Source organism: Corallococcus sp. CA041A, assembly GCF_003612075.1.
Classification (GTDB): Bacteria; Myxococcota; Myxococcia; order Myxococcales; family Myxococcaceae; genus Corallococcus; species Corallococcus exiguus.
The window spans coordinates 1-19,538 of record NZ_RAWF01000189.1 but is presented as its reverse complement, the minus strand read 5'-3'; the positions used below and the strand labels follow the sequence as shown (position 1 = coordinate 19,538).

Below are 19,538 nucleotides of genomic sequence, written 5' to 3'. Positions count from 1 at the left end.
GGCCGGCGCGGGGGCGGCCTGGGGGATGAGGGCTGAGAGGCCCCGGCCCAGGGCGCGCTTCTGGGTGTCAGCGTTCTTCTGCACGGCGGTTGGGAACTCCCGCGCCGGCGTGGGGCCGGCGCGCATGGGCCTTGAGTGCTTCACGGCGAACCGGGCACCCGGTCCCACCATTCACATCGCTCTATTAAGGAGGCGACCGGTCAGGCGACCCGGCGCTTGGACGGCTTGGGGGAGTCCCGGCGCATCAGCTCGCGGCCCAGGGCCAGGTAGCTCTCGCAGCCCTTGGACTTGATGTCGTACAGGATGATCGGCTTACCGAAGGACGGGCACTCGGACAGGCGCACGTTGCGCGGCACGACGGCCTGGAAGACCTGGTCCTTGAAGTAGCCGCGCACCTCGTCCACGACCTGGTGGGCGATGTTGGCGCGCGCGTCGAACATGGTCAGGAGGATGCCCTCCATCTTCAGCGAGGGGTTGAGCCCCTGCTTGACCAGGTCGATGGTGTGCGTGAGCTGGGACAGGCCCTCGAGCGCGTAGTACTCGCACTGGAGCGGGATGAGGACGGAGTCCGCGGTCACCAGGGCGTTGAGCGTGAGCAGGCCGAGCGAGGGCGGACAGTCGATGATGATGTAGTCGTACTTGTCCTTGAGCGGCAGCAGGGCTTCGCGCAGGCGGAACTCGCGGCGCTCCTGGTTGACGAGCTCGACCTCCGCGCCGGTGAGGTCGGGCGTGGCGGGGATGACCTGGAGGAAGCGCAGCTCGGTGGGGTGGATGAGCTCGGCTGCGGGGCGGCCGCCGAGGAGCGCGTCGTAGACGGTGCCGGTGAGGTTCTCGCGCTTGAGGCCCAGGCCGCTGCCGGCGTTGCCCTGGGGGTCCATGTCCACCAGCAGGGTGCGGCGCTCCGCGGAAGCGAGGCTCGCTGCGAGGTTGATGGCGGTGGTGGTCTTACCCACGCCGCCCTTCTGGTTGGAGATGCAGATGATACGACCCACGTGGCCCATCCTCTCTCGCCCCGGCTGACGCCAGAGCCCCGCCCGCGGTTCGCGCGGACGTGCGCGCGAATCGGAGCCTGATCAGGCAGCTAGCACGGGGTTCGAGGATGGATCAATTTCCCATCCAAGGTGGGACTCAAGCCCTGCCCGTCCCCTCGCTCGGGGACCCGTGGGTGGCGGAATTTCGCGCGGATGAGGGGGGCTGCGCGTGCCTGCTCGGCTGCTTTCTGGCCGGCGATTCCGTGCGGGGCGGAAGGGTGTTGGGTTTTTCAGGGGGTCGCGCGCGGCGAGTTCGTGGTGGAGGCTTCGCGCGGTTCGCGGGTCCGGCGTTTCATGTGGAACGGGTTGGGCTTCGTGGGTCCGTGCGGCGCGGGGATTTCGCGCGGGCTGGTGCGGCGATGCTGTTCGCGCGTTGGGTTTGGGCGTCCGGTTCGAGCTCGCGTTCGGCGCGGGTGGGTGCGCGCCGGTTTGGGGACGAGGTGGCCGCGTGAGTCCGCGCACCGGTCCGGCGACTTCAAGTCGTGGGTTCCAGATTCGGGGCGGCGTGGACGCGTGAGCTTCTCAAGCTCGCCGCTGAACGAGGCGTTCCAGCCATCCGGGGCGATGCCCTCCACGTGAGCGCCACCTCCGCGGATCCCTGGAGCGCCGACCGGATGCGCGTCCGTGCCACGTTGAGGGATGGGACCGGGTGAACGCCGCACGGTTCGCGGTGCACGCCGGATGGCATCCGGGTCGGCGCCCAACCGGATGCGAAGTCCCGCCGAGCACCTCCGCTGAATCGAACCGCCGAGCGCGGCGCCACCGCCGCCACTTCACGTGGGCCGCGCCGGTGGTTTCACGTGGAACGCGTATCTGCGACAGCTGCTCCGCCATGTCGGCCTCGGGTCGTGAGTTGGCGGTTCGTGCGGCGCACCGCATGGGGTGAGCGAACCGCCGCGCGGCACGGCTTCCATCATCGGTTCCGGCACCCGCGGACCATGGATGGCGAGGCCTGGATTCGTGGCGTCGAACGGGCGATGCGGCCAACGGACTTCGACCGTGAACCGTCATCGCAGGGACCAGCCGCACGTCACCGCCTTCGGACCACGGAGCCGCGCTTGATGGGGAGCACGGCACGCGATGCGAACCCGCGCCTCATGACACGTGGCGAGTCACCGGGTTCCCGTTCACGCCCCCATCAGGTGGATGCGCTGGGCCCAGCCACGACCACCGGCGGTTCCACGTGGAACACGCGCCATGCCGCTGCGAGCACCACGCCGCGAAAGAACGCCCCTGTGCTTTTCGCGAACCACGCCAACCGAAGTCGCTCACGCCAGCCGTTTCCGTAGCTGCATCAGCAAACCCGAGCAGCGTGATGCGGCCGGGCGGTCTGGGCACTTCCCACGAACCCCGTCCAACGCAGGCGAGGGCATCGCAGGTGCGCCGTTCACATGAGCAACCGTCCACCGATGCGAGCACCGCCACATGGAAGCGCGGTCTGACTTTTCGGAACCGCGTCAGTTGAAGGCCGTCCATCAAGGCCGCCGGTCCACGTGGACCACGCATGAGGGCAAGCATCGCCATGCGGAGGAGCAGTCCGCCGCGTTTCGCGGACCACGCCAACGACAGGCAGGGCATCCATGCCGCGCGTTCCACGTGGAACACGCATGAGCGCACGGACCACGCCATGCGGAAGAACGGTCCGCGCGTTTCGCGGACCACGCCAACCCAAGGCCGCGCACACGTGCCAGCAGGTTCCACGTGGAACACGCTCACGCGGCGGCGAGCACACGATGCGAAGCGCGGCATTCAGGGCGGATCCCATCAGCCCAAGTCCGTGGTTCAGCGCCGCTGATTCACGCGAACCCCGCCACACCGTTTCGAACAGGCGGCGCGAAAGAAGGCCCAGCATCTTGCGCGGACAACGACGGTTCCGAGTCATGGCCCAACACAGGCCACGCTGTTCCACGTGGAACACGCGCATGCGGTCGCGAGCACCTGCGCGAAGGAAGGCCTGGCATCCATCGCGGACAACGGCACCCCATCAAGACGGCAGGCCCGCATGGCCCGTTCCACGTGGAACACGTTCACGCCATCTCGCGCGCATGCGGCGAGCACCAGTCCAGCATCTGCGTGGGCCCTTCTGTCCGCCCCGTTGGTTCTCACGTTGGACGTTCCACGTGGCACACGCTCACGCATCCGCGAACACGGTCAGGTGGAAGCACGGTCCGGAAGCCGTAGCGGTCTGACCATGCCCAGGCAGTGGATCCACCGGCACGTTCCACGTGGAACACGCTCAAGCCAACCCCACCACTGCGCTTCGACAGAGCCTTCAGCGTTTCATGCGGACCGTGGTCGCGGAAGGCACGGTCCACCACCATGAGGTTCCACGTGGAACACGCTCACGCATCCGCGAACTCACGCAGATGAAGACCCGTCCCGAACCGTTCCTGAACACGGCGCCGCAAGGCAGTGGATCCACCAGGACGTTCCACGTGGAACCCGCAGTCGTCTCCATCAGCTTCACCGGCCATGAACTCGCTGATGCCTGTTGAGCGCGTTGCTCACTTCAAGCGCCGCATCCATGCCGGGACGTTCCACGTGGAACACGTCACGGAGGCCGCGAAGTGGAAGTGCCTGAACCACTTCCAGCACGCGCGATTCGAACCGTGGTTGGGGAAGGAGCAACCAGCCTGGGGCTCTCTTTCATCCATCGCGCTTCGCATCCGCCACCCATGAACCGCCGCATGGATGCTTGTCCGGATCCGATACCCAAAGGCCTGCGAACCGCCGTGCCGCGAGCCTGATGTGGAGCCGGTCACCGCGGTCTCTTCTTCATCCCCCAACAGCACATCCCATGCGCTGCCCCTCACGCTGACGACCGCTGTCCGAGCAACCAGGGGAGCCCCTTCTTGGAGCGTGTTCCACGTGGAACATGCGAAGCCGCCTGAGCGCCAGCTCCCCTCCCCTTCGCACCATCAAGCGCTCCAGGTCAGCCACGGTTCAACGCCACGGCGAACAACCGCGTGTTGCTTCAACGCTTGTTCGCCAGCGCCTCCACACGCGGACCGGAGGTCGGCCGTGTTCCACGTGGAACACCGGTCGGCCACTCAGCCCGTGCCTCCATCGCTTCGTTCCTTTCAGCGATGCCCATCGCGCACCGGATCCGATGGTGGGCGGAACTCATGACTGCGAGGTCCTGTGCATGCGCATGCCTGGGTGCGAAGCAGCCGCGTGATGCGGGTCCACCTGCATGCCCATGCGCGAACAACGACGTGAGTCTGCTCCTTCGCGAACAGGCTTCCACGCGGCCCCTCGTGGTCCTCGGACAGGACTCAACCGCATCAACCTTCGGGTCCATCCGCGGGACTTCAGTCAGCGCGTGTTCCACGTGGAACATGGGCATCACGTGCGTCCGCGTTCCGCTTCGCGCCTCTCGCCGTGAACGTGTTCCACGTGGAACGCGGAGCCACATGAGCAACGAACGCATCCACGCGACTCCGCTTCAGACGTTCCACGTGGAACAGGAAGCCACCCAACGCTGGAGCAGGGAGTCCGGCCCGCATGTGCTTTCGCGCCGAGCCCTCGGACATGCGCTCCATCCGCATGGAGGTCCGGGGACTCACGTCGATGCCGCGATTCACGGCGACGGTCCCGAACTTCGCTTCATCACGCGGCTGAACTCGATGACGTGTTCCACGTGGAACGCGGAGCCTCGGGACCCGCGAACGCATCCGGGCGACTCGGCCACAGACGTTCCACGTGGAACACGCGCCGCCGCGCTTCACTGTTCAGCGTGACCAGGCGGCTTGCTGAAGCACGACGCGATAGCCGTCCGGATCCTCGAAGGTCCTTCCGTTCGCATCCCAGTACGGATTGCGCGACCGCACCGGCGCGAAGCCCGCGGCCTCCATGCATCGGACCCGCTCCGCCCACGCCTCCGGGTCCGGCACGTAGAAAACCAGGAGGTGGTCTTCGGACGGAGCTCGCGGTGCTTCGTGTCCGTGCTCCACCGTGAACTCCAGGTGATACGGCGCACCCGCATCCCCGAGCATCACGCCGTCGAACCCCGCGTGGTCCTCGAACCCTCCGAGCACCTCGAAGCCCAACCCGTCCCGGTAGAAGCGCACCACCGCGTCCAGGTCCCGTGTCGGCCTCGCGACCCGCAACTTCACCGCGTCCATGTGCCGCCCTCCCCTTCCCGGATCCGCATCCGGGTGGTGCCAGACATAGGATGAATTGACGCTCTTTTCGCGCGGACCGCGGGTCGGCACCTTGTGCCCATGACCACGAAACAGCAGCCCCTGAACTCCGGCTTCGGCGCGACCACCACCGCACGCGAGGCGCTCGGCAACACCCGGCTGGATGGCACCGTCGCCATCGTGACCGGCGGCTACGCGGGCATCGGACTGGAGACCACCCGCACGCTCCACGCCGCGGGTGCCACCGTCATCGTCCCCGCGCGGACTCCCAACAAGGCGCGCGCCGCGCTCGCTGGATTGGAGCGCGTGGAGCTGGAGCCCATGGACCTCTTCGACCCGGCGTCCATCGATGCGTTCGCTTCGCGCTTCATCGCGTCCGGCCGGCCGCTGCACCTGCTCATCAACAACGCGGGCATCATGGCCTCACCGCTCACCCGCGACGCGCGCGGCTTCGAATCCCAATTCGCCACCAACCACCTGGGCCACTTCCAGCTCACCGCCCGGCTCTGGCCCGCGCTGAAGCAGGCGAACGGCGCGCGCGTGGTGTGCCTGTCATCGCGCGGCCACTTCTTCGCCGGCGTCGACTTCGAGGACCCCTTCTTCCAGCAGCGCCCCTACGACAAGTGGGTCGCCTACGGGCAGTCGAAGACCGCGAACATCCTCTTCGCCGTCGGACTGGATGCGCGCGGCGAGGCCCACGGAGTGCGCGCGTTCGCCGTCCACCCCGGCGGCATCCTCACGGACCTGGCCCGGCACATGTCCGAGGAGGAGGTCCGCGCCTCCGTCGAGAACTCCAACAAGATCGAACCGCTGAAGACAGTGGAACAGGGCGCCGCGACCACGGTCTGGTGCGCGACCAGCCCCCAGCTCGCGGGCAAGGGCGGCGTCTACTGCGAGAACGTCGACATCGCCGTGATGGCGCCCGCGGACGCCACCATCCGGCGCGGCGTGAAGGACTGGGCCGTGGATCCGAAGCGGGCCGACCAGCTGTGGTCCGCGAGCGAGGCGTGGACCGGCGTCCACTTCAAGCCGTGACGCACGGCCTTCGGATCCGCGGGTGCTACGTCCGGTCCGGACCGGGCGGCGACGACGGTTGGAACAACTTCCGCGTGCGCTCCAGGTTGGGACCGGGACGCGGCGAGTAGAAAGACACGCGCAGCTCCCGGCCGTCGGGTTCCGAGTACGTGAGCGTGACGTTCTCGAACGCGATGGGCCCCCACTTCGGAAGGAGGAACACCTTCACCATGGAGGCGGTCTCCACCACGTCGTGCTCGCTCCAGAGGCGCGCGAACTCCGGGCTCGCGGACTGGAGCTTCTCCGCCAGCGCGTCGAACTCCGACCGGTCCGCGGCCCTCGCGGCGTCCATCCGGAACCCCGCCACGGCGCGGCGCACCGCCTCATCCCACGAAGGCATGCGCGCGCGCCGCTCTGGATTCATGAACAGCGCCCACAAGCCGTTGCGCTCCTCTAATGAAGAGGCCGGAAGTTCCAGGTCCGCGTAGAGGACCGTCGCCGCCGCGTTCCACGCGACGATGTCCCACCGTCGAGTGGAGACGAGCGCCGGAAAAGGATGCGCATCGAGCAGTCGTTGAAGCGCGTCGCTGACCGACTCCGGTGAGCGCACGGGCATGGGCGCGGGCCGGCCGTGCGCCAACGCGAAGAGGTGCAGACGCTCCGTCGGCGTGAGACGGAGCGCGACCACCAGGCGCTCCAGCAGCGGTTCGGAGACGTGGATGTCCCTCCCCTGCTCAAGCCACGTGTACCAACTGACGCCCACGTCGGCGAGCCGCGCCAGTTCCTCGCGGCGAAGGCCCGGCGTGCGTCGCCGCGAACCGGAAGGAAGTCCCACGTCCTCCGGACGCAAACGCTCACGGCGGCTGCGAAGGAAGTGCGCGAGCTCGACGCGCCCGGAGCTGCGGGAGATGTCCGTCACGCGGCGGAACGTTAGGCGAACCGTCCGCGTGAGGCATCGACACCGTGTGTTCCACGCATCCCACGCGGACGCTCGTGAGGTGCCCTCCCCTCTCAAGCGGCCGTGGATCCACTCACGTCGTGACGAGGATCCGGCGCGCCCACCCCCCGGCGGTCCCTTTGGGTTGCATAGGAGCCCATCTCAATTTACATAGCAAGCTATGCACATGACCAAGACAGTGGGAATCATCGGGGGTGGTCCGGGTGGGCTGACGTTGGCGCGGATCCTGGCGACACGGGGCATCGCGGCCACGGTGTTCGAGCTGGATGAGCACCCGCTCGCCCGTCCCCAGGGAGGTTCGCTGGACCTGCACGCCGACTCCGGGCTGCGCGCGCTTCGCGAGGCCGGATTGGAGGCGGAGTTCAAGGCCGTCGCCCGGTACGACGACCAGGGTGACGCCATCTACGACGCGCAGGGGACGCTCCACTTCCAGCACAACGAGGCGAGCGCCGGCGACCGGCCGGAAATCGACCGCACGCAACTGCGCTCCCTGCTGCTGGAAAGCCTGTCCGCGGAACGGATCCGCTGGGGAAGCAAGGTGTCCGCCGTGGAGCCGCTCCCCGACGGGCGCTACCGCGTCGTGGGGCCGGAGGGTTCGCTCGGTGAGTTCGACCTGGTGGTGGGCGCGGATGGCGCGTGGTCGAAGGTCCGCCCGCTCGTGTCCTCCGCGACGCCGGCCTTCACGGGCGTGCTCTTCATCGAGCTGCAAATCGACGACGTGGACACGCGGCATCCGGAGGTCGCGAAGCTGCTCCCTCGCGGGAAGATCTCCGTGGTCGGGGGCAACCAGGGCCTCATCGCTCAGCGCAGCAGCCACGGCCACGTGCGCGCCTACTTCATGTTCCGGGTGTCCGAGGCACAGCTCCAGCAGGGGCTCGTGGATACGTCCTCCCCTGCCCGGGCCCGCGAACAACTCAAGGCGCTGCTCCCGGGGTGGGCGCCGTCCCTGCTCGCGTTCATCGACGCGTGCAATGACAGCATCGCCGCGCGCCCCATCGTCGCGCTGCCGGTGGGCCACCGCTGGACACACCGGCCGGGAGTGACGCTGCTCGGGGACGCGGCCCACGTGATGCCGCCCTTCGGCGGTGAGGGCGTGAACATGGCGATGCTCGACGGACTGGAGCTGGGGCTCGCGCTCGCGGCGGACTCCGACTGGAGCCAGGCCGTGAAGGGCTACGAGGCTGCCATGTTCGAGCGCGCCGCTATCGCGGCCGAGGGCTCCATGCAGGGCATGGATTTCCTCTCCGAGCACGCGCTCGAGCACGTGCTGGAGCACTTCCGTGGGGTCCAGCAGGAGTTGGCGGCCCTGGGCTCGCACTGAAGCCGAGCCCGAGCGCCCTCCCCTCCCCTACTGCTTCGCGAACACCGCGACCTGACGCTCGGCGCCGGAGAACGGGAGCCGGTACGCCCGAGCAGACACCACGCGCAGGTTGCGCTCGGCCGCGCGCGCCTGGAGCTCCGCGTCCGTCTGCTGCTTGCCCAGCATCGCCACCACGCGTCCGCCCTCCTCCAAGTACGCGGGCGCCAGGTTCAGCCAGTCCGGCAGGTCCATGAACGCGCGAGCGATGAGCACCTGCGCGCGCGGAATCCCTTCCGTCTCCGGCTTCCCTTCCGCTCGAGCGTGCAGTCCGCGCACGCCGACGAGGCCCAGGCTGGCGGCGGCGGCCTTGATGAACGCGATCTTCTTGCCCACCGTGTCCACCAGCGTCACGCCCATCTCCGGCAGCTCCAGCTTGAGCGGCAGCCCGGGGAAGCCCGCGCCCGCACCCAGGTCCAGCAGCGACGTCGCGCCCTTCACCTCCGGCAGCACCGCCAGCGAGTCCAGGAAGTGCTTCTCCAGCACCTCCTCCGGCGCGGTGATGGCCGTGAGGTTCACCTTCGCATTCCACTTCAGGAGCTCCGCCATCAGCCGCTGGAGCTTCGGGCCCACGTCCGGTCCCACGGTGATGCCCAACGCACTGCATCCGGATGCCAGCTGATCTGAGAACCGCGCGTTATCCACAACACCTCCACCCCGAAGGGCCCTTCAAGTCCTTGGAATCACTCAGGAGAAATCAATCCCCAGAAATGTCCACACGTTATCCACAGCCCTGTTCCTGATCACTTGACGGCCCCTGTCCCCGCTTGAGAGCGACCAGGAGCAGGGACACCGCGGCGGGCGTCAGGCCCGGAATCCGCCGAGCCTGCCCCACCGTCCCGGGCCGGTGCGCGGACAACTTCTCCACCGCCTCCGTACCCAGACCGCGCACGTCCGTGAAGCGGAACGTGTCCGGAATGCGCCAACGGTCGGACGCCTCCGCCTCGCGCGCCGCGGCCCGGGCGGCCTGGGCGATGTAGCCCTCGTACTTCACCTCCACCTCCACCTCCTCCGCGACCTCGGGGGCGAGCACCGGGAAGTCCTCGCGCTCTTGCGCCAGCTGCGCGTACGTCACCTCCGGGCGCTTGAGGCGCAGGGCCAGACCGGTGCGCTTGAGCCGCGCGACCTCCGCCGTCACCGCGTGGGCCCGAGCCTCCGCGCGCTCCAGGGCCTCCTTCGGCAACAGCCCCACGCGATGTCCGTGACGCGCGAGCCGCAGGTCCGCGTTGCCCTCGCGCAGCTTGAGCCGATGTTCGGAGCGGCTGGTGAACATGCGGAACGGTTCATCCACGCCCTTGGTGACCAGGTCATCCACGAGCACCGCGCCGTGCGCCTCATCGCGGCCCACGACGAGCGCCGGTTCGCCCTTCACCTGGAGCGCCGCCTGGATGCCGGCCCACAGGCCCTGGAAGGCGGCCTCCTCGTAGCCGGAGGTGCCGTTGAGCTGGCCCGCGAAGAACAGGCCCGCGACGGCCTTCGTCTCCAGCGTGGGGTGCAGCTGCGTGGGCGGAGCGAAGTCGTACTCCACCGCGTAGCCGTAGCGGACCACCTCCACGCGGGACAGGCCCGGGATGGTGCGAAGGAACTCCAGCTGCACGTCCGCGGGCATGCTGGTGGACAGGCCCGCCGGGTACACGAGCGGCGACGTGGGCCCTTCCGGTTCGAGGAACACCTGATGCCGTTCGCGAGCGGCGAAGCGCACCACCTTGTCCTCCAGCGACGGGCAGTACCGGGGCCCTCGACCCACGATGTCCCCCTGGAACAGCGGCGAGCGGTGCAGGTTGTCCCGCAGCAGCTGGTGCGTCGCCTCCGTCGTCGCGGTGAGGCCGCACATCACCGAGGGCCGACGCGGGAACGGCAGGCCCTGCTCCAGCTGAGTGCGCCAGGAGAACGGCCGCACGCCCACGTCTCCCGACTGCGGAGTGACGGCGTCCCAGTCGATGCTGTCGCGGGACAGTCGCGCGGGAGTGCCCGTCTTGAAGCGGCCCAGCGTGAAGCCGAGCGCGTGCAGTGACTCCGACAGGCCGCGCGCGGCTTCGTCTCCCAGCCGGCCGCCGACCTCCTTCTGCTCGCCCACGTGCATGAGCGCGCGGAGGAAGGTGCCGGTGGTGAGGAGCACCGCGCGGGCCAGTACGTGCGTGCCGTCCCCCAGCACCACGCCCTTCACCCTCCCCTCTTCCGCGACGACGGCCGCGACTTCTCCCTCGTGCACGGTGAGGTTCGGCTGGGTGAAGAGCACGGCCTGCATGCCGGCGGCGTAGGCGTCGCGGTCGCAGAGGACGCGAGTGGCCTGCACGGCGGGGCCCTTGGAGGGATTGAGGACCTTGACGTGAGTGCCCGCGAGGTCCGCCGCGCGGCCCATCTGTCCACCGAGCGCATCCAGCTCGCGCACCAGGTGCCCCTTGGCGGTGCCACCCACGGCGGGGTTGCAGCTCATCACGGCGGCGCGCTCGCGCTTGAGCGTCACGCCCAGGGTGGACAGGCCCATGCGAGCACACGCGAGCGCCGCCTCGCAGCCCGCGTGGCCCAGCCCCACCACGACGATGTCGTATCGGAGTTCCATCGCGTCCCGGGGGTATCACGCCCCGGCGCGTCCGTGGCAAGCCGGGCATGGGGACACCGTCCACCCGGCTGGTTCCTCACCCGCCTGGACTGCCGAGGGTGCGAGGTATTGCACGGCACTCCCGGGTCACCCGTACCTGTCACGGTGTCTGTCTGACCCAACTATGCGGCCCATGCCGGCTCGGCACACATTCGCGCGCTTTTTTGACGGGGTGCCGGGCACCTGAGGCTTCATGAAAAGACAGGCGGGCAGGAAGTGTGTCGTGGGCGTGGTGTTGAGCAGTCTGGTCCTCACTCCACTGGGGGCGACTGCTCAAGAGAATGATCAGGGAAAGGCCTGCTTCCTGGCCGCAGGGCGTTTCTACGACGACCTCGAATACGAGCATGCGTTGGAGGAGCTCGGCTGCGCCCGCCGGTTATCGAAACGTGCGGAGGACACCGTGAGCATCTCGCTCCTGGAAGGCATCATCCTCGCGGACCTGGGGCGGACCGAAGACAGCGATGCCGCGTTCAAGGCGGCCCTGTCACTGCAACCAGATGAGCAGCTTCCCCTGGCTGTGTCTCCCAAGGTGGAGCAGCGGTTCGAGGAATTGCGACAGCAGGTGAAGGGGGAGTTGGAAGCGCAGCGGCAGCTTGCCGCGAAGCCGGTAGAGCCTCCGCCGCCTGCACCTGTCGTGGAGGTTCAACCTCCGCCCGCGCCACCGGAACCGGCCACGGTCGTGCCCCAGGCAATGCCTGTCATGCCCACGCCCCAGGTGGCCGCGAGCCGTCCGGGTTCAAGCGACGTCGCCTGGATCTCCGCGATAGCGGGAGGTGCACTGCTGGCAGGAGGCGGGCTGTCCTATGCGCTGTCCCGGCTGGAGCGCACCGCGCTCCGGAGCGATGTCGCGAACCTCGCCACGTTGGAGGACGCGAAGAACAGCGCCTCGCGGGGACGGACCTATCAAGCCGTGGGACTGGGCCTCGCGGGAGCAGGCGTGGTGGGGCTGGGCGTGTCCCTGGGCCTGTATCTGACAGCGAAGCCTTCCGGGGCAGGGGAGGGGAGTCTGGCGTTGGGCACGGATGGGACTTCGGCGTTCGTCGCGGGGAGGTGGCCGTGAACAGGACGTGGATGTGTTTCATGGGCGTCCTGCTGATGGCTCTGGCCGCGTGTACGAACTTCGACCAGGAGTTGGACGACTTCTGTCAGCGGAACCCCGGACGCTGCGGCATCCGGGATGCGGAAGGTCCCGTCACCTTCCAGTTCATCCAGGCGCCCCCGCCCACTTCATACGTTGAAGGCGGGAAGCAATTGACGTTCATCGTCCAGACCCAAGCCCCGAACCGAGCAGCCGCCCAGTTCGCATGGACTGCCTCCACGGGAACCCTCGGTTCCCCAGAGAACGCTTTCGACTCCAGCCGGATTCAATGGATGGCGCCAGAATGTCTCCCCTCCGGAACCCTGAGTTCGTTCATGGTCACGGCCACGGATCCACAGGGCACAACGCTCACCGCACGTTTCAACGCCGTGGGCATTCCAGACTGCCCGACGTGGTCTTCAACGGGCCCCATGACCACGGGCCGGCGGAATCACACGGCCACGCTGCTGTCCTCGGGAGAAGTGCTGGTAATGGGAGCCTACGCCGGGCAAGGCACCGGAGGGCAGGCTGCGACCACCGAAGTGTACGACCCGAGGACGGGGACCTGGAATCGCACCGAAGACATGGCCATGGCCCGTGAACAACACACGGCCACACTGCTGCCTTCTGGCCAGGTCCTGGTGACTGGAGGCATCTCCGAAAACGATCAGGTCCTCACTTCCGCAGAGCTCCACGAATGGGACCCCTTTTGGGGCCACTCTCGGACGAACACGGGAAGCATGCCCGTGGCTCGCCATGGACATCGCGCCACTCTGCTGCGTTCGGGCCAGGTTCTCGTCACGGGTGGTTCCGCCAGCAGTGGCAACCCCGCGGCGACGGTGTTGTATGCCCCTGAGACAGGAACCTGGACTTCCACCGGGAGCATGTCCTCGTCTCGCCGAGGCCACACGGCCACCCTCCTGCTCTCGGAAAAGGTGCTGGTGACGGGTGGCGAGGGGCCCGACGGAACCGTACTCGCCAGTGCCGAACTCTATGACCCGGCGACAGGGTCGTGGACACCCACGGGACTCATGGCCGGGAAACGCCAGAACCACACGGCCACACTGCTTCCCTCAGGCCTCGTCCTGATCACCGGAGGTGCCGTTTCGAATGGAGATCCGGCTCTTGCTTCCGCGGAGTTGTATGACCCCTCCACCGGCACATGGACCTCTGTCGGAAGCATGCTCACGGGTCGCTATACCCATACAGCCTCGCTGCTGCCCTCAGGCAAGGTCCTGGTTGTGGGTGGCTTTGACACGTGGCGCGGCCTTCTCTCCAGCGCCGAGCTGTATGACCCGGCATCCAAGACCTGGACTCCCCACGGAAACCTCGCCAGTGCGCGCAGTGGACATACGGCCACGCTGTTGGGCAGTGGAACGATGTTGATCACCGGGGGAATGGGCGACTCCAGTCCGCCTGAACTCGCCACCTCGGAGATATACAACCCAGGCGCGGAAACATGGGTTGACACCCGGCTCACGACTTCACCCCGAAGCGAAGGAACGCTGACATTGCTTTCCTCGGGGAATGTGCTTCTGGCGGGAGGGATCCATGGTAGCGCGGTGGATGTCTCGGGCCTCTACGACCCGGCCACGAATGCCTGGACCTATACCGAAGGCATGCGCACGAAGCGCCATGGGCACACCGCGACGCTTCTTGCTTCAGGCCAGGTGCTGGCCACCGGAGGCGCGGATGAGCAGGGGACGTACGTCGCCGCTTCGGAGCTGTATGAGCCTTTGACGGGAACGTGGATCTCCACGGCAAGCATGGGCTCGCGCCGCATCGGGCATACCGCGACGCGCCTGCCGTCAGGCAGGGTGCTGGTGACAGGCGGATGGGAAGGCAGCAGGTACCACGCCACTGCGGAGCTCTATGACCCGGTGACAGGCACCTGGCTTCCAACGGGAAGTATGAGAGAGGCGCGCGGCAGCCATACCGCCACCTTGCTTCCTTCCGGAAAAGTGCTGGTGACAGGAGGCGGTGGAGACACCTTCTTCGGGACGCTGGCCTCTGCGGAGGTTTATGACCCAGAAACCGGTTCGTGGAAGACGTTGGCCCCAATGCCTGAAAGTCGTCGTCTCCACACAGCGACACTGCTGACTTCGGGACGCGTGCTCCTGGCAGGTGGGGCTTCTGGAGGTGGGCAGGTCATCTCCACCGCCGTCTTCTATGATTCAACGCGTAACCAATGGGTCACGACCGGCGGCATGGGAAGCGTGCGCGCATCGCACACCGCCACGCTCCTGTACTCCGGCAAGGTATTGATTGTCGGAGGATTCGGGTCGGAGAGAGACGCGGAACTCTACGACCCCGAGCTTGGAACCTGGACCCTGGCGGGCCTGCCGCTGAGCGGTCGACGCGACCATGCGGCGGCGCTGCTCCCTTCCGGCAAGGTGCTCGTGGCGGGCGGGTATGAATCTGGCTCCGACTTCGCCAGCGCGGAGCTCTACACCCCCTGACCCACAAGTTTGGGAGCACGCGAGGCGGGCAGTGGGAGGGGTAACAACGCCGCCCGCCTCGCGCGCACCAGTCATCGTGGATCCGTCAAGGACGCGCCTGACACACCGGTGGCGTCTCTGGCCCTTCGACGGCGATGGCATCCATGGGACCTTTCCCGCACGAGTCCCCCGGACCTCGTGCCTTCACATGGCGTCGCACACACGGGAGCCAGACCTACCCGTGCGGTGAGGGCGCATTGGGCTTTCGGACTCGAACCAGCGAGGCCGGCGGACCTCCCGTGTGCGCGACGGGGAAGGGTATAGCGGGGGGGTCTGACATTGCCGGTTCCAGGCCCTTCACCAGGGCCCGGAACCGCTCGGCGTCAGCGGGTGGCCGGGGGGTTCGACCGGCTGGGGCAGTGCACGTTCTCCGGGCAGCGCCCGTCCGACTTGGGGATGCACGCGCCGCAGCACTCCATCTCGTCCGGCCGGCACGCCGGCACGCACGCGCCGCACTGCAACATGCCGCCGCAGCCGTCATCCGCGGTGCCGCACTTCAGTCCCAGCGTGGCGCACGTCGCGCGCTGGCAGACGCAGCGGTCGTCCACGCAGGACTCGTTGGGTTTGCACCCGGGGGTGCAGGTGCTGATGGGGCCCGTAGGGTCCTTCTTCGGCTCGGCGGGCACGGGCGGGGCCACGCAGCGGCCGTGGGTGCACGTGCCGGCCTGACAGTCGCCGCAGTCGATGAACCCGCCGCACCCATCCGGCGTCCGGCCACAGGCCACCATCGCCTGCGAGCACGTGGCCGGCGCGCAGCCATCCGGCGCCACGTTGTCCCGCGACGCGCGCACGGTGCCACCGCTCGGCGTGCACGCGCCCCACAGTCCCAATGCCAGACACAGTCCGGCCCACCGCCCCAGGCTCCGCACCACTCCCATGTCATCCGCTCCCTGGGCTCCCGACTCGGGAGCCATGAACGGCCCCATCATGCGCACGCCGGGCTCGGATGTCCGGATGTTCGGAGCCATGCGACAGGGCAGGGGAGGGGAGGGCGCCTCAGCGCTGGATGAGCCCGCGAGCACCCTCGATGCGCTGCGCGGCGGTCCGAGCGTCCTCCTGCTTGCGAGGCGTGGGCACGTCCAGTCCACGCTGCGACGCGGGCCGGTTCTCGATGGCGGCCAGCCACCGCTGCACGCCCGGCAGCCCGTCCAGGGACACGCCCGCCCACTCGTGCGAGCGCACCCACGCCCAGTTCGCGATGTCCGCGATGCTGTAGTCGCCAGCCAGGTACTCGTGGTCCTTCAGCCGGCTCTCCAGCACCGTGTACAAGCGGCGCGTCTCGTTCTGGTACCGGTCGATGGCGGGCTGAATCTTCTCCGGGAAGTAGCGGAAGAAGACGTTGGCCTGCCCCTGCATGGGGCCCACGCCGCCCATCTGGAACATCAGCCACTGGATGACTCGCGAGCGGCCCTTCGCATCCGTGGGCATCAGCCGGCCCGTCTTCTCCGCCAGGTAGATGAGGATGGCGCCGGACTCGAAGACGGCGAAGTCGCCCTCCGCGCGGTCCACGATGGCAGGGATGCGGCCATTGGGGTTGATGGCCAGGAACGCGGGCTGCTTCTGCACCCCGGTGGAGATGTCCAGCGCATGCACGGTGTACGGCAGCGCCAGTTCCTCCAGCGCCACGGAGACCTTGAAACCGTTCGGCGTGCCCCACGTGTACAGGTCGATCATGTCACCCTCGCTTCGCGTGTGAAGAGGTGCGCTCCGTCTAACGGCGGAAGCGCACCACGCGCACGTCGAAAGAGGGGGCATCCCCCAACGCCTCGCGCATCAGCTCCAGCGCGCGGTCCTCGTTGAAGCTCCCGGAGCCCGCGCCGATGATGGGGAACGCCACGGAGCGGAAGCCGTGCTCCCCGGCCCGCTCCAGCGCGTTTCGCACCGAGTCCTGGATGGACCGCGCGGACGCACGCCAGAGCATGTTGATGCCCGCGACGTGGATGATGCCCTTGAAGGGCAGGCGCCCCGGCCCGGTCACCACCGCCGAGCCCAACGGCATGGGCCCCACGCGCGCGACCTCGCGGAACGGCGCCGTGCCACCCCGGCGCTTGATGGCCCCGGACACCCCCTGGGGCAGGAGCAGCCACCAGGGGATGATGTTCCGGTTCCACGCGTTGACGATGGCGTCCACCGGCTGGTCCAGCAGGTCGCCTTCCACCAGTTGCACGGGCATGGACGCGGACTTTAGTTGGCCGGCGCCGGAGCCTGCGGAGCCTGCTGCTTGGAGACGTTCGCGAAGTCACCCGCACGCACGAGGGTGGCCTTGCTGAAGTCCAGGTGGTTGGACAGGGCCTTGCGCACGTCCTCGGCGGTCAGCTTCTGGAGCTTCGCCTCCAGCTCCGCGTCGAACTTCAGCGTGCGCCCCAGGTACAGGCCTTCGGCCAGCTGCTGCGCCAGGTTCCCATCCTGCGCCCGAGCGGACTGCCGGTACTCCAGGAGGCCCGCGCGCGCCTTGTCCAGCTCCTGCTGCGTGAAGCCCTTCTGCACGGCGCGGGTGACCTCCTCGCGCATGGCGGCCTCCAGCTTCTGGGCGTTCTGCGGCGCGTAGATGGCGTAGGTGAGGAACCAGCCCACGGTGTCCAGCTCCTGGGCGGACAGGCTGCTGCCCACGCCATAGGACAGGCCGTCCTGCTGACGCACGCGCGTGGCCAGCCGCGAGTTGAGGAAGCCACCGCCCAGCATGAAGTTGCCCATCATCATGCCGGGCCAGTCCGCGTGGTCGTCGCGAATCTGGAGCAGCTGTCCCGCGAGGAAGTACGCGTTGGCCTTGTCCGGCGTCTCCAGCACGACGGACTTCGGAGCCACGTCCTGGAACGTGCGGGGCACGCGCGCGTAGGGCGCCGGGCTCTTCCAGCCGTCGAGCAGGGGGCCCACGAGCGAGGTGAGCTCCTTCGCGTCGAAGTCCCCCACCACCGCGAGCTCCCCGCGCGAGGCGCCGTAGAACTTGCGATGGAAGTCGCGCGCCTGCTCCAGCGTGACGGCCTTCGCGTCGGCCAGGCGTTCGTCCAGGGTGGGCACGTAGTACGGGTGGCCCTTGGGGTACTGGGAGCTGAGCAGGCGCCAGAACGCGATGCTGGCCTGGGGCTGCGGCTCGCTGCGCTGCGACTCCAGCGAGGCCAGCCGCTCCTGCTTGAGGAGCGCGAACTCCTTCGCGTCGAACGCGGGCTCGCGCAGCACCTCGGCCACCAGCTTGAGGACCTCCGGGAGGCTCGCGCGAGGGCACTCGATGGAGACGCTGGCGCCCATCGCGCCGCCGTCCACGCCCACGCGGGCCTTGAGCTTGTCGAGCGCGTCGTAGAGCTGCTGGCGGGTGTGCTTCGTGGTGCCGCGCATCAACATGCCGCCCGCGTAGGTGGCGGCGGGCAGCTTGCCGTTCAAGGTCTCCGCGGTGCCCCAGCGCAGGTCCAGCGCCAGGTTGACCATCTCGCCGCGCGTCTTCTTGGGCAGCAGCGCGTACTTCACGCCGTTGGCCAGCTCGCCGCGCTGCACGCGAGACTCGATGTTGGCGGGGGAGGGGTCGAAGGCCTCGCCCTGGGCGACAGCGGCCTTGCCCTGGTAGCCGTCCACCATCTTCGCCACGTCCACCGCGGGCGGCAGCTCCGAGCGGTCCGGCTTCGGCGTGGGCACGAAGGTGCCCATCGTGCGGTTGGAGCTCTTGAGGTACGCGGCGGCCACGCGGGTGACATCCGCGGGAGTGACGGCCTCGATGCGGTCGCGGTGCAGGAAGAGCAGGCGCCAGTCGCCCACTGCGGCCCACTCGGACAGGAGGATGGCGGCGCGCTCGGAGTTGTTGAGGAGCAGCTCCGTCTGCTTCGCGAGGGCCGTCTTCGCGCGGTTCACCTCTTCGTCGGTGAAGGGCGTGCGGGAGGCCTCCTCCACGGTCTTGATCAGCGCTTCACGCACGGGGGGCAGGGGCTGATCCTGGCGGGCCTCGGCGCGGAAGCCGATGACGCCCGGGTCGCGCAGCTGGAAGTTGAACGCACCCGCGCGAGAGGCCTTCTTCGTCTCCACGAGCGCCTTGTAGAGGCGGCCGGACGGCACGTCGCCCAGCACCTGGGTGAGCACGTCGATGGCGGCGAAGTCGGGGTGGGCGCCCTCGGGCACGTGGTAGACGCTGGAGATGAGCTGGTTGTCGCCCACGCGGCGCAGCGTCACTTCGCGCTCACCGTCCTGGGTGGGCTCCTCGGTGTACGTGACGGGCACGGGCTCCGCGGGCTTCTGCAGCTTGCCGAAGGTGGACTGCACGAGCGCCAGGGCCTTCTCCGGCTGGAAGAGTCCGGCGATGACGAGCGTCGCGTTGTCGGGGCGGTAGTAGCGCCGGTAGAAGGCCTGGAGCCGGTCGATGGGCACGTGCTCCAGGTCCGCCTTCGCGCCGATGGTGGCCTTGCCGTAGTTGTGCCAGCGGTACGCGGCGCTCATGGTGCGCTTGAAGAGGATGCCGCGCGGGTCGTTCTCGCCGGACTCGAACTCGTTGCGGACCACGGTCATCTCGCTGTCCAGGTCCTTTCGCGCGATGAAGCTGTGGACCATGCGGTCCGCTTCGAAGGCGAGCGCCCAGGACAGGTTGTCGTCCGACGCGGGCAGGGTCTCGTAGTAGTTGGTGCGATCCAACCAGGTGGTGCCGTTGGGGCGCGCGCCGCGTTCGGTGAGGGCCTGGGGCACGTTGGGGGTGGTGGGCGTGCCCTTGAACATCAGGTGTTCGAGCAGGTGCGCCATGCCCGTCTCGCCGTAGCCCTTGCCTGGACGTTGCGGGATCCGGCCGTCACCGCCGCCATCGTGGGGGCGCGCAGCGCGAAGCAGGTGGAGGGTTTCATCCACGCGGGGGACTTCCGGCTGACGTCCGAGGAGGTCCGCGAGG

At 68.3% G+C, this 19,538-nt stretch carries 14 protein-coding genes; 5 read left to right on the top strand and 9 right to left on the bottom strand.

Translation table 11 applies throughout. The annotated features are described in order from the left end of the window. Positions 1-200: 200 nt before the first annotated feature. Positions 201-992 (bottom strand): ParA family protein, encoded by a 792-nt coding sequence (locus D7V77_RS28670; RefSeq protein ID WP_120579480.1) that lies wholly within the window; start codon positions 990-992, stop codon positions 201-203. 3,770 nt (positions 993-4,762) lie between these two features. Continuing rightward, a complete protein-coding gene (locus D7V77_RS28655; protein WP_120579477.1) occupies positions 4,763-5,155 on the bottom strand; it encodes a VOC family protein in 393 nt (130 codons plus the stop codon). Between the two features lie 99 nt (positions 5,156-5,254). On the opposite strand from D7V77_RS28655, the gene D7V77_RS28650 reads away from it, so the two are divergent. After that, on the top strand, positions 5,255-6,208 hold the full coding sequence (locus D7V77_RS28650) for an oxidoreductase (protein ID WP_120579483.1): 954 nt from the start codon (positions 5,255-5,257) through the stop codon (positions 6,206-6,208). A gap of 25 nt (positions 6,209-6,233) precedes the next feature. Here the strand turns inward: D7V77_RS28650 and D7V77_RS28645 are convergent, their stop codons facing one another. Continuing rightward, positions 6,234-7,106: a helix-turn-helix transcriptional regulator gene (locus tag D7V77_RS28645; RefSeq protein WP_233597298.1), complete on the bottom strand. Its 873-nt coding sequence runs from the start codon at positions 7,104-7,106 to the stop codon at positions 6,234-6,236. 205 nt (positions 7,107-7,311) lie between these two features. Here D7V77_RS28645 and D7V77_RS28640 point away from each other — a divergent pair, with 205 nt between their 5' ends. Further along, positions 7,312-8,466 (top strand): NAD(P)/FAD-dependent oxidoreductase, encoded by a 1,155-nt coding sequence (locus D7V77_RS28640; protein ID WP_233597296.1) that lies wholly within the window; start codon positions 7,312-7,314, stop codon positions 8,464-8,466. Between the two features lie 27 nt (positions 8,467-8,493). Here the strand turns inward: D7V77_RS28640 and rsmG are convergent, their stop codons facing one another. Continuing rightward, positions 8,494-9,147 (bottom strand): 16S rRNA (guanine(527)-N(7))-methyltransferase RsmG, encoded by a 654-nt coding sequence (rsmG, locus tag D7V77_RS28635; RefSeq protein ID WP_120579475.1) that lies wholly within the window; start codon positions 9,145-9,147, stop codon positions 8,494-8,496. 76 nt (positions 9,148-9,223) lie between these two features. Then, positions 9,224-11,065, bottom strand: coding sequence for a tRNA uridine-5-carboxymethylaminomethyl(34) synthesis enzyme MnmG (gene mnmG / locus D7V77_RS28630; RefSeq protein WP_120579474.1), 1,842 nt, complete (start codon positions 11,063-11,065; stop codon positions 9,224-9,226). 439 nt (positions 11,066-11,504) lie between these two features. Here mnmG and D7V77_RS28625 point away from each other — a divergent pair, with 439 nt between their 5' ends. After that, on the top strand, positions 11,505-12,164 hold the full coding sequence (locus tag D7V77_RS28625; protein ID WP_147452188.1) for a hypothetical protein: 660 nt from the start codon (positions 11,505-11,507) through the stop codon (positions 12,162-12,164). 20 nt (positions 12,165-12,184) lie between these two features. After that, positions 12,185-14,641 (top strand): kelch motif-containing protein, encoded by a 2,457-nt coding sequence (locus tag D7V77_RS28620; RefSeq protein WP_233597294.1) that lies wholly within the window; start codon positions 12,185-12,187, stop codon positions 14,639-14,641. 362 nt (positions 14,642-15,003) lie between these two features. Here the strand turns inward: D7V77_RS28620 and D7V77_RS28615 are convergent, their stop codons facing one another. The 4 genes from D7V77_RS28615 to D7V77_RS28600 all read right to left on the bottom strand — a co-directional run bounded on the left by D7V77_RS28615 (position 15,004) and on the right by D7V77_RS28600 (position 19,396). After that, entirely contained in the window at positions 15,004-15,594 is a 591-nt protein-coding gene (locus tag D7V77_RS28615; protein ID WP_147452187.1) for a hypothetical protein, read from the bottom strand. Positions 15,595-15,676: 82 nt separating this feature from the next. Next, positions 15,677-16,354 (bottom strand): glutathione S-transferase family protein, encoded by a 678-nt coding sequence (locus D7V77_RS28610; protein ID WP_120579471.1) that lies wholly within the window; start codon positions 16,352-16,354, stop codon positions 15,677-15,679. Positions 16,355-16,391: 37 nt separating this feature from the next. Continuing rightward, on the bottom strand, positions 16,392-16,853 hold the full coding sequence (locus D7V77_RS28605; protein WP_120579470.1) for a macro domain-containing protein: 462 nt from the start codon (positions 16,851-16,853) through the stop codon (positions 16,392-16,394). A gap of 11 nt (positions 16,854-16,864) precedes the next feature. Beyond that, positions 16,865-19,396: a pitrilysin family protein gene (locus D7V77_RS28600; protein ID WP_233597293.1), complete on the bottom strand. Its 2,532-nt coding sequence runs from the start codon at positions 19,394-19,396 to the stop codon at positions 16,865-16,867. Between D7V77_RS28600 and D7V77_RS46025 the strand changes: the two genes are divergently transcribed. Next, the coding region (locus D7V77_RS46025) for an aldo/keto reductase (RefSeq protein ID WP_368666208.1) at positions 19,376-19,538 on the top strand (163 nt) is incomplete at its 3' end. The two genes, D7V77_RS28600 and D7V77_RS46025, sit on opposite strands and share 21 nt — an antisense overlap.

Coding starts and splice junctions, on each gene's coding strand:
- D7V77_RS28655 (WP_120579477.1), bottom strand. CDS start 5,155: ATGGACGCGGTGAAGTTGCGGGTCGCGAGGCCGACACGGGACCTGGAC.
- D7V77_RS28650 (WP_120579483.1), top strand. CDS start 5,255: ATGACCACGAAACAGCAGCCCCTGAACTCCGGCTTCGGCGCGACCACC.
- D7V77_RS28640 (WP_233597296.1), top strand. CDS start 7,312: ATGACCAAGACAGTGGGAATCATCGGGGGTGGTCCGGGTGGGCTGACG.
- mnmG (WP_120579474.1), bottom strand. CDS start 11,065: ATGGAACTCCGATACGACATCGTCGTGGTGGGGCTGGGCCACGCGGGC.
- D7V77_RS28620 (WP_233597294.1), top strand. CDS start 12,185: ATGGGCGTCCTGCTGATGGCTCTGGCCGCGTGTACGAACTTCGACCAG.
- D7V77_RS28615 (WP_147452187.1), bottom strand. CDS start 15,594: ATGGCTCCCGAGTCGGGAGCCCAGGGAGCGGATGACATGGGAGTGGTG.
- D7V77_RS28610 (WP_120579471.1), bottom strand. CDS start 16,354: ATGATCGACCTGTACACGTGGGGCACGCCGAACGGTTTCAAGGTCTCC.
- D7V77_RS28605 (WP_120579470.1), bottom strand. CDS start 16,853: ATGCCCGTGCAACTGGTGGAAGGCGACCTGCTGGACCAGCCGGTGGAC.
- D7V77_RS28600 (WP_233597293.1), bottom strand. CDS start 19,396: ATGGCGCACCTGCTCGAACACCTGATGTTCAAGGGCACGCCCACCACC.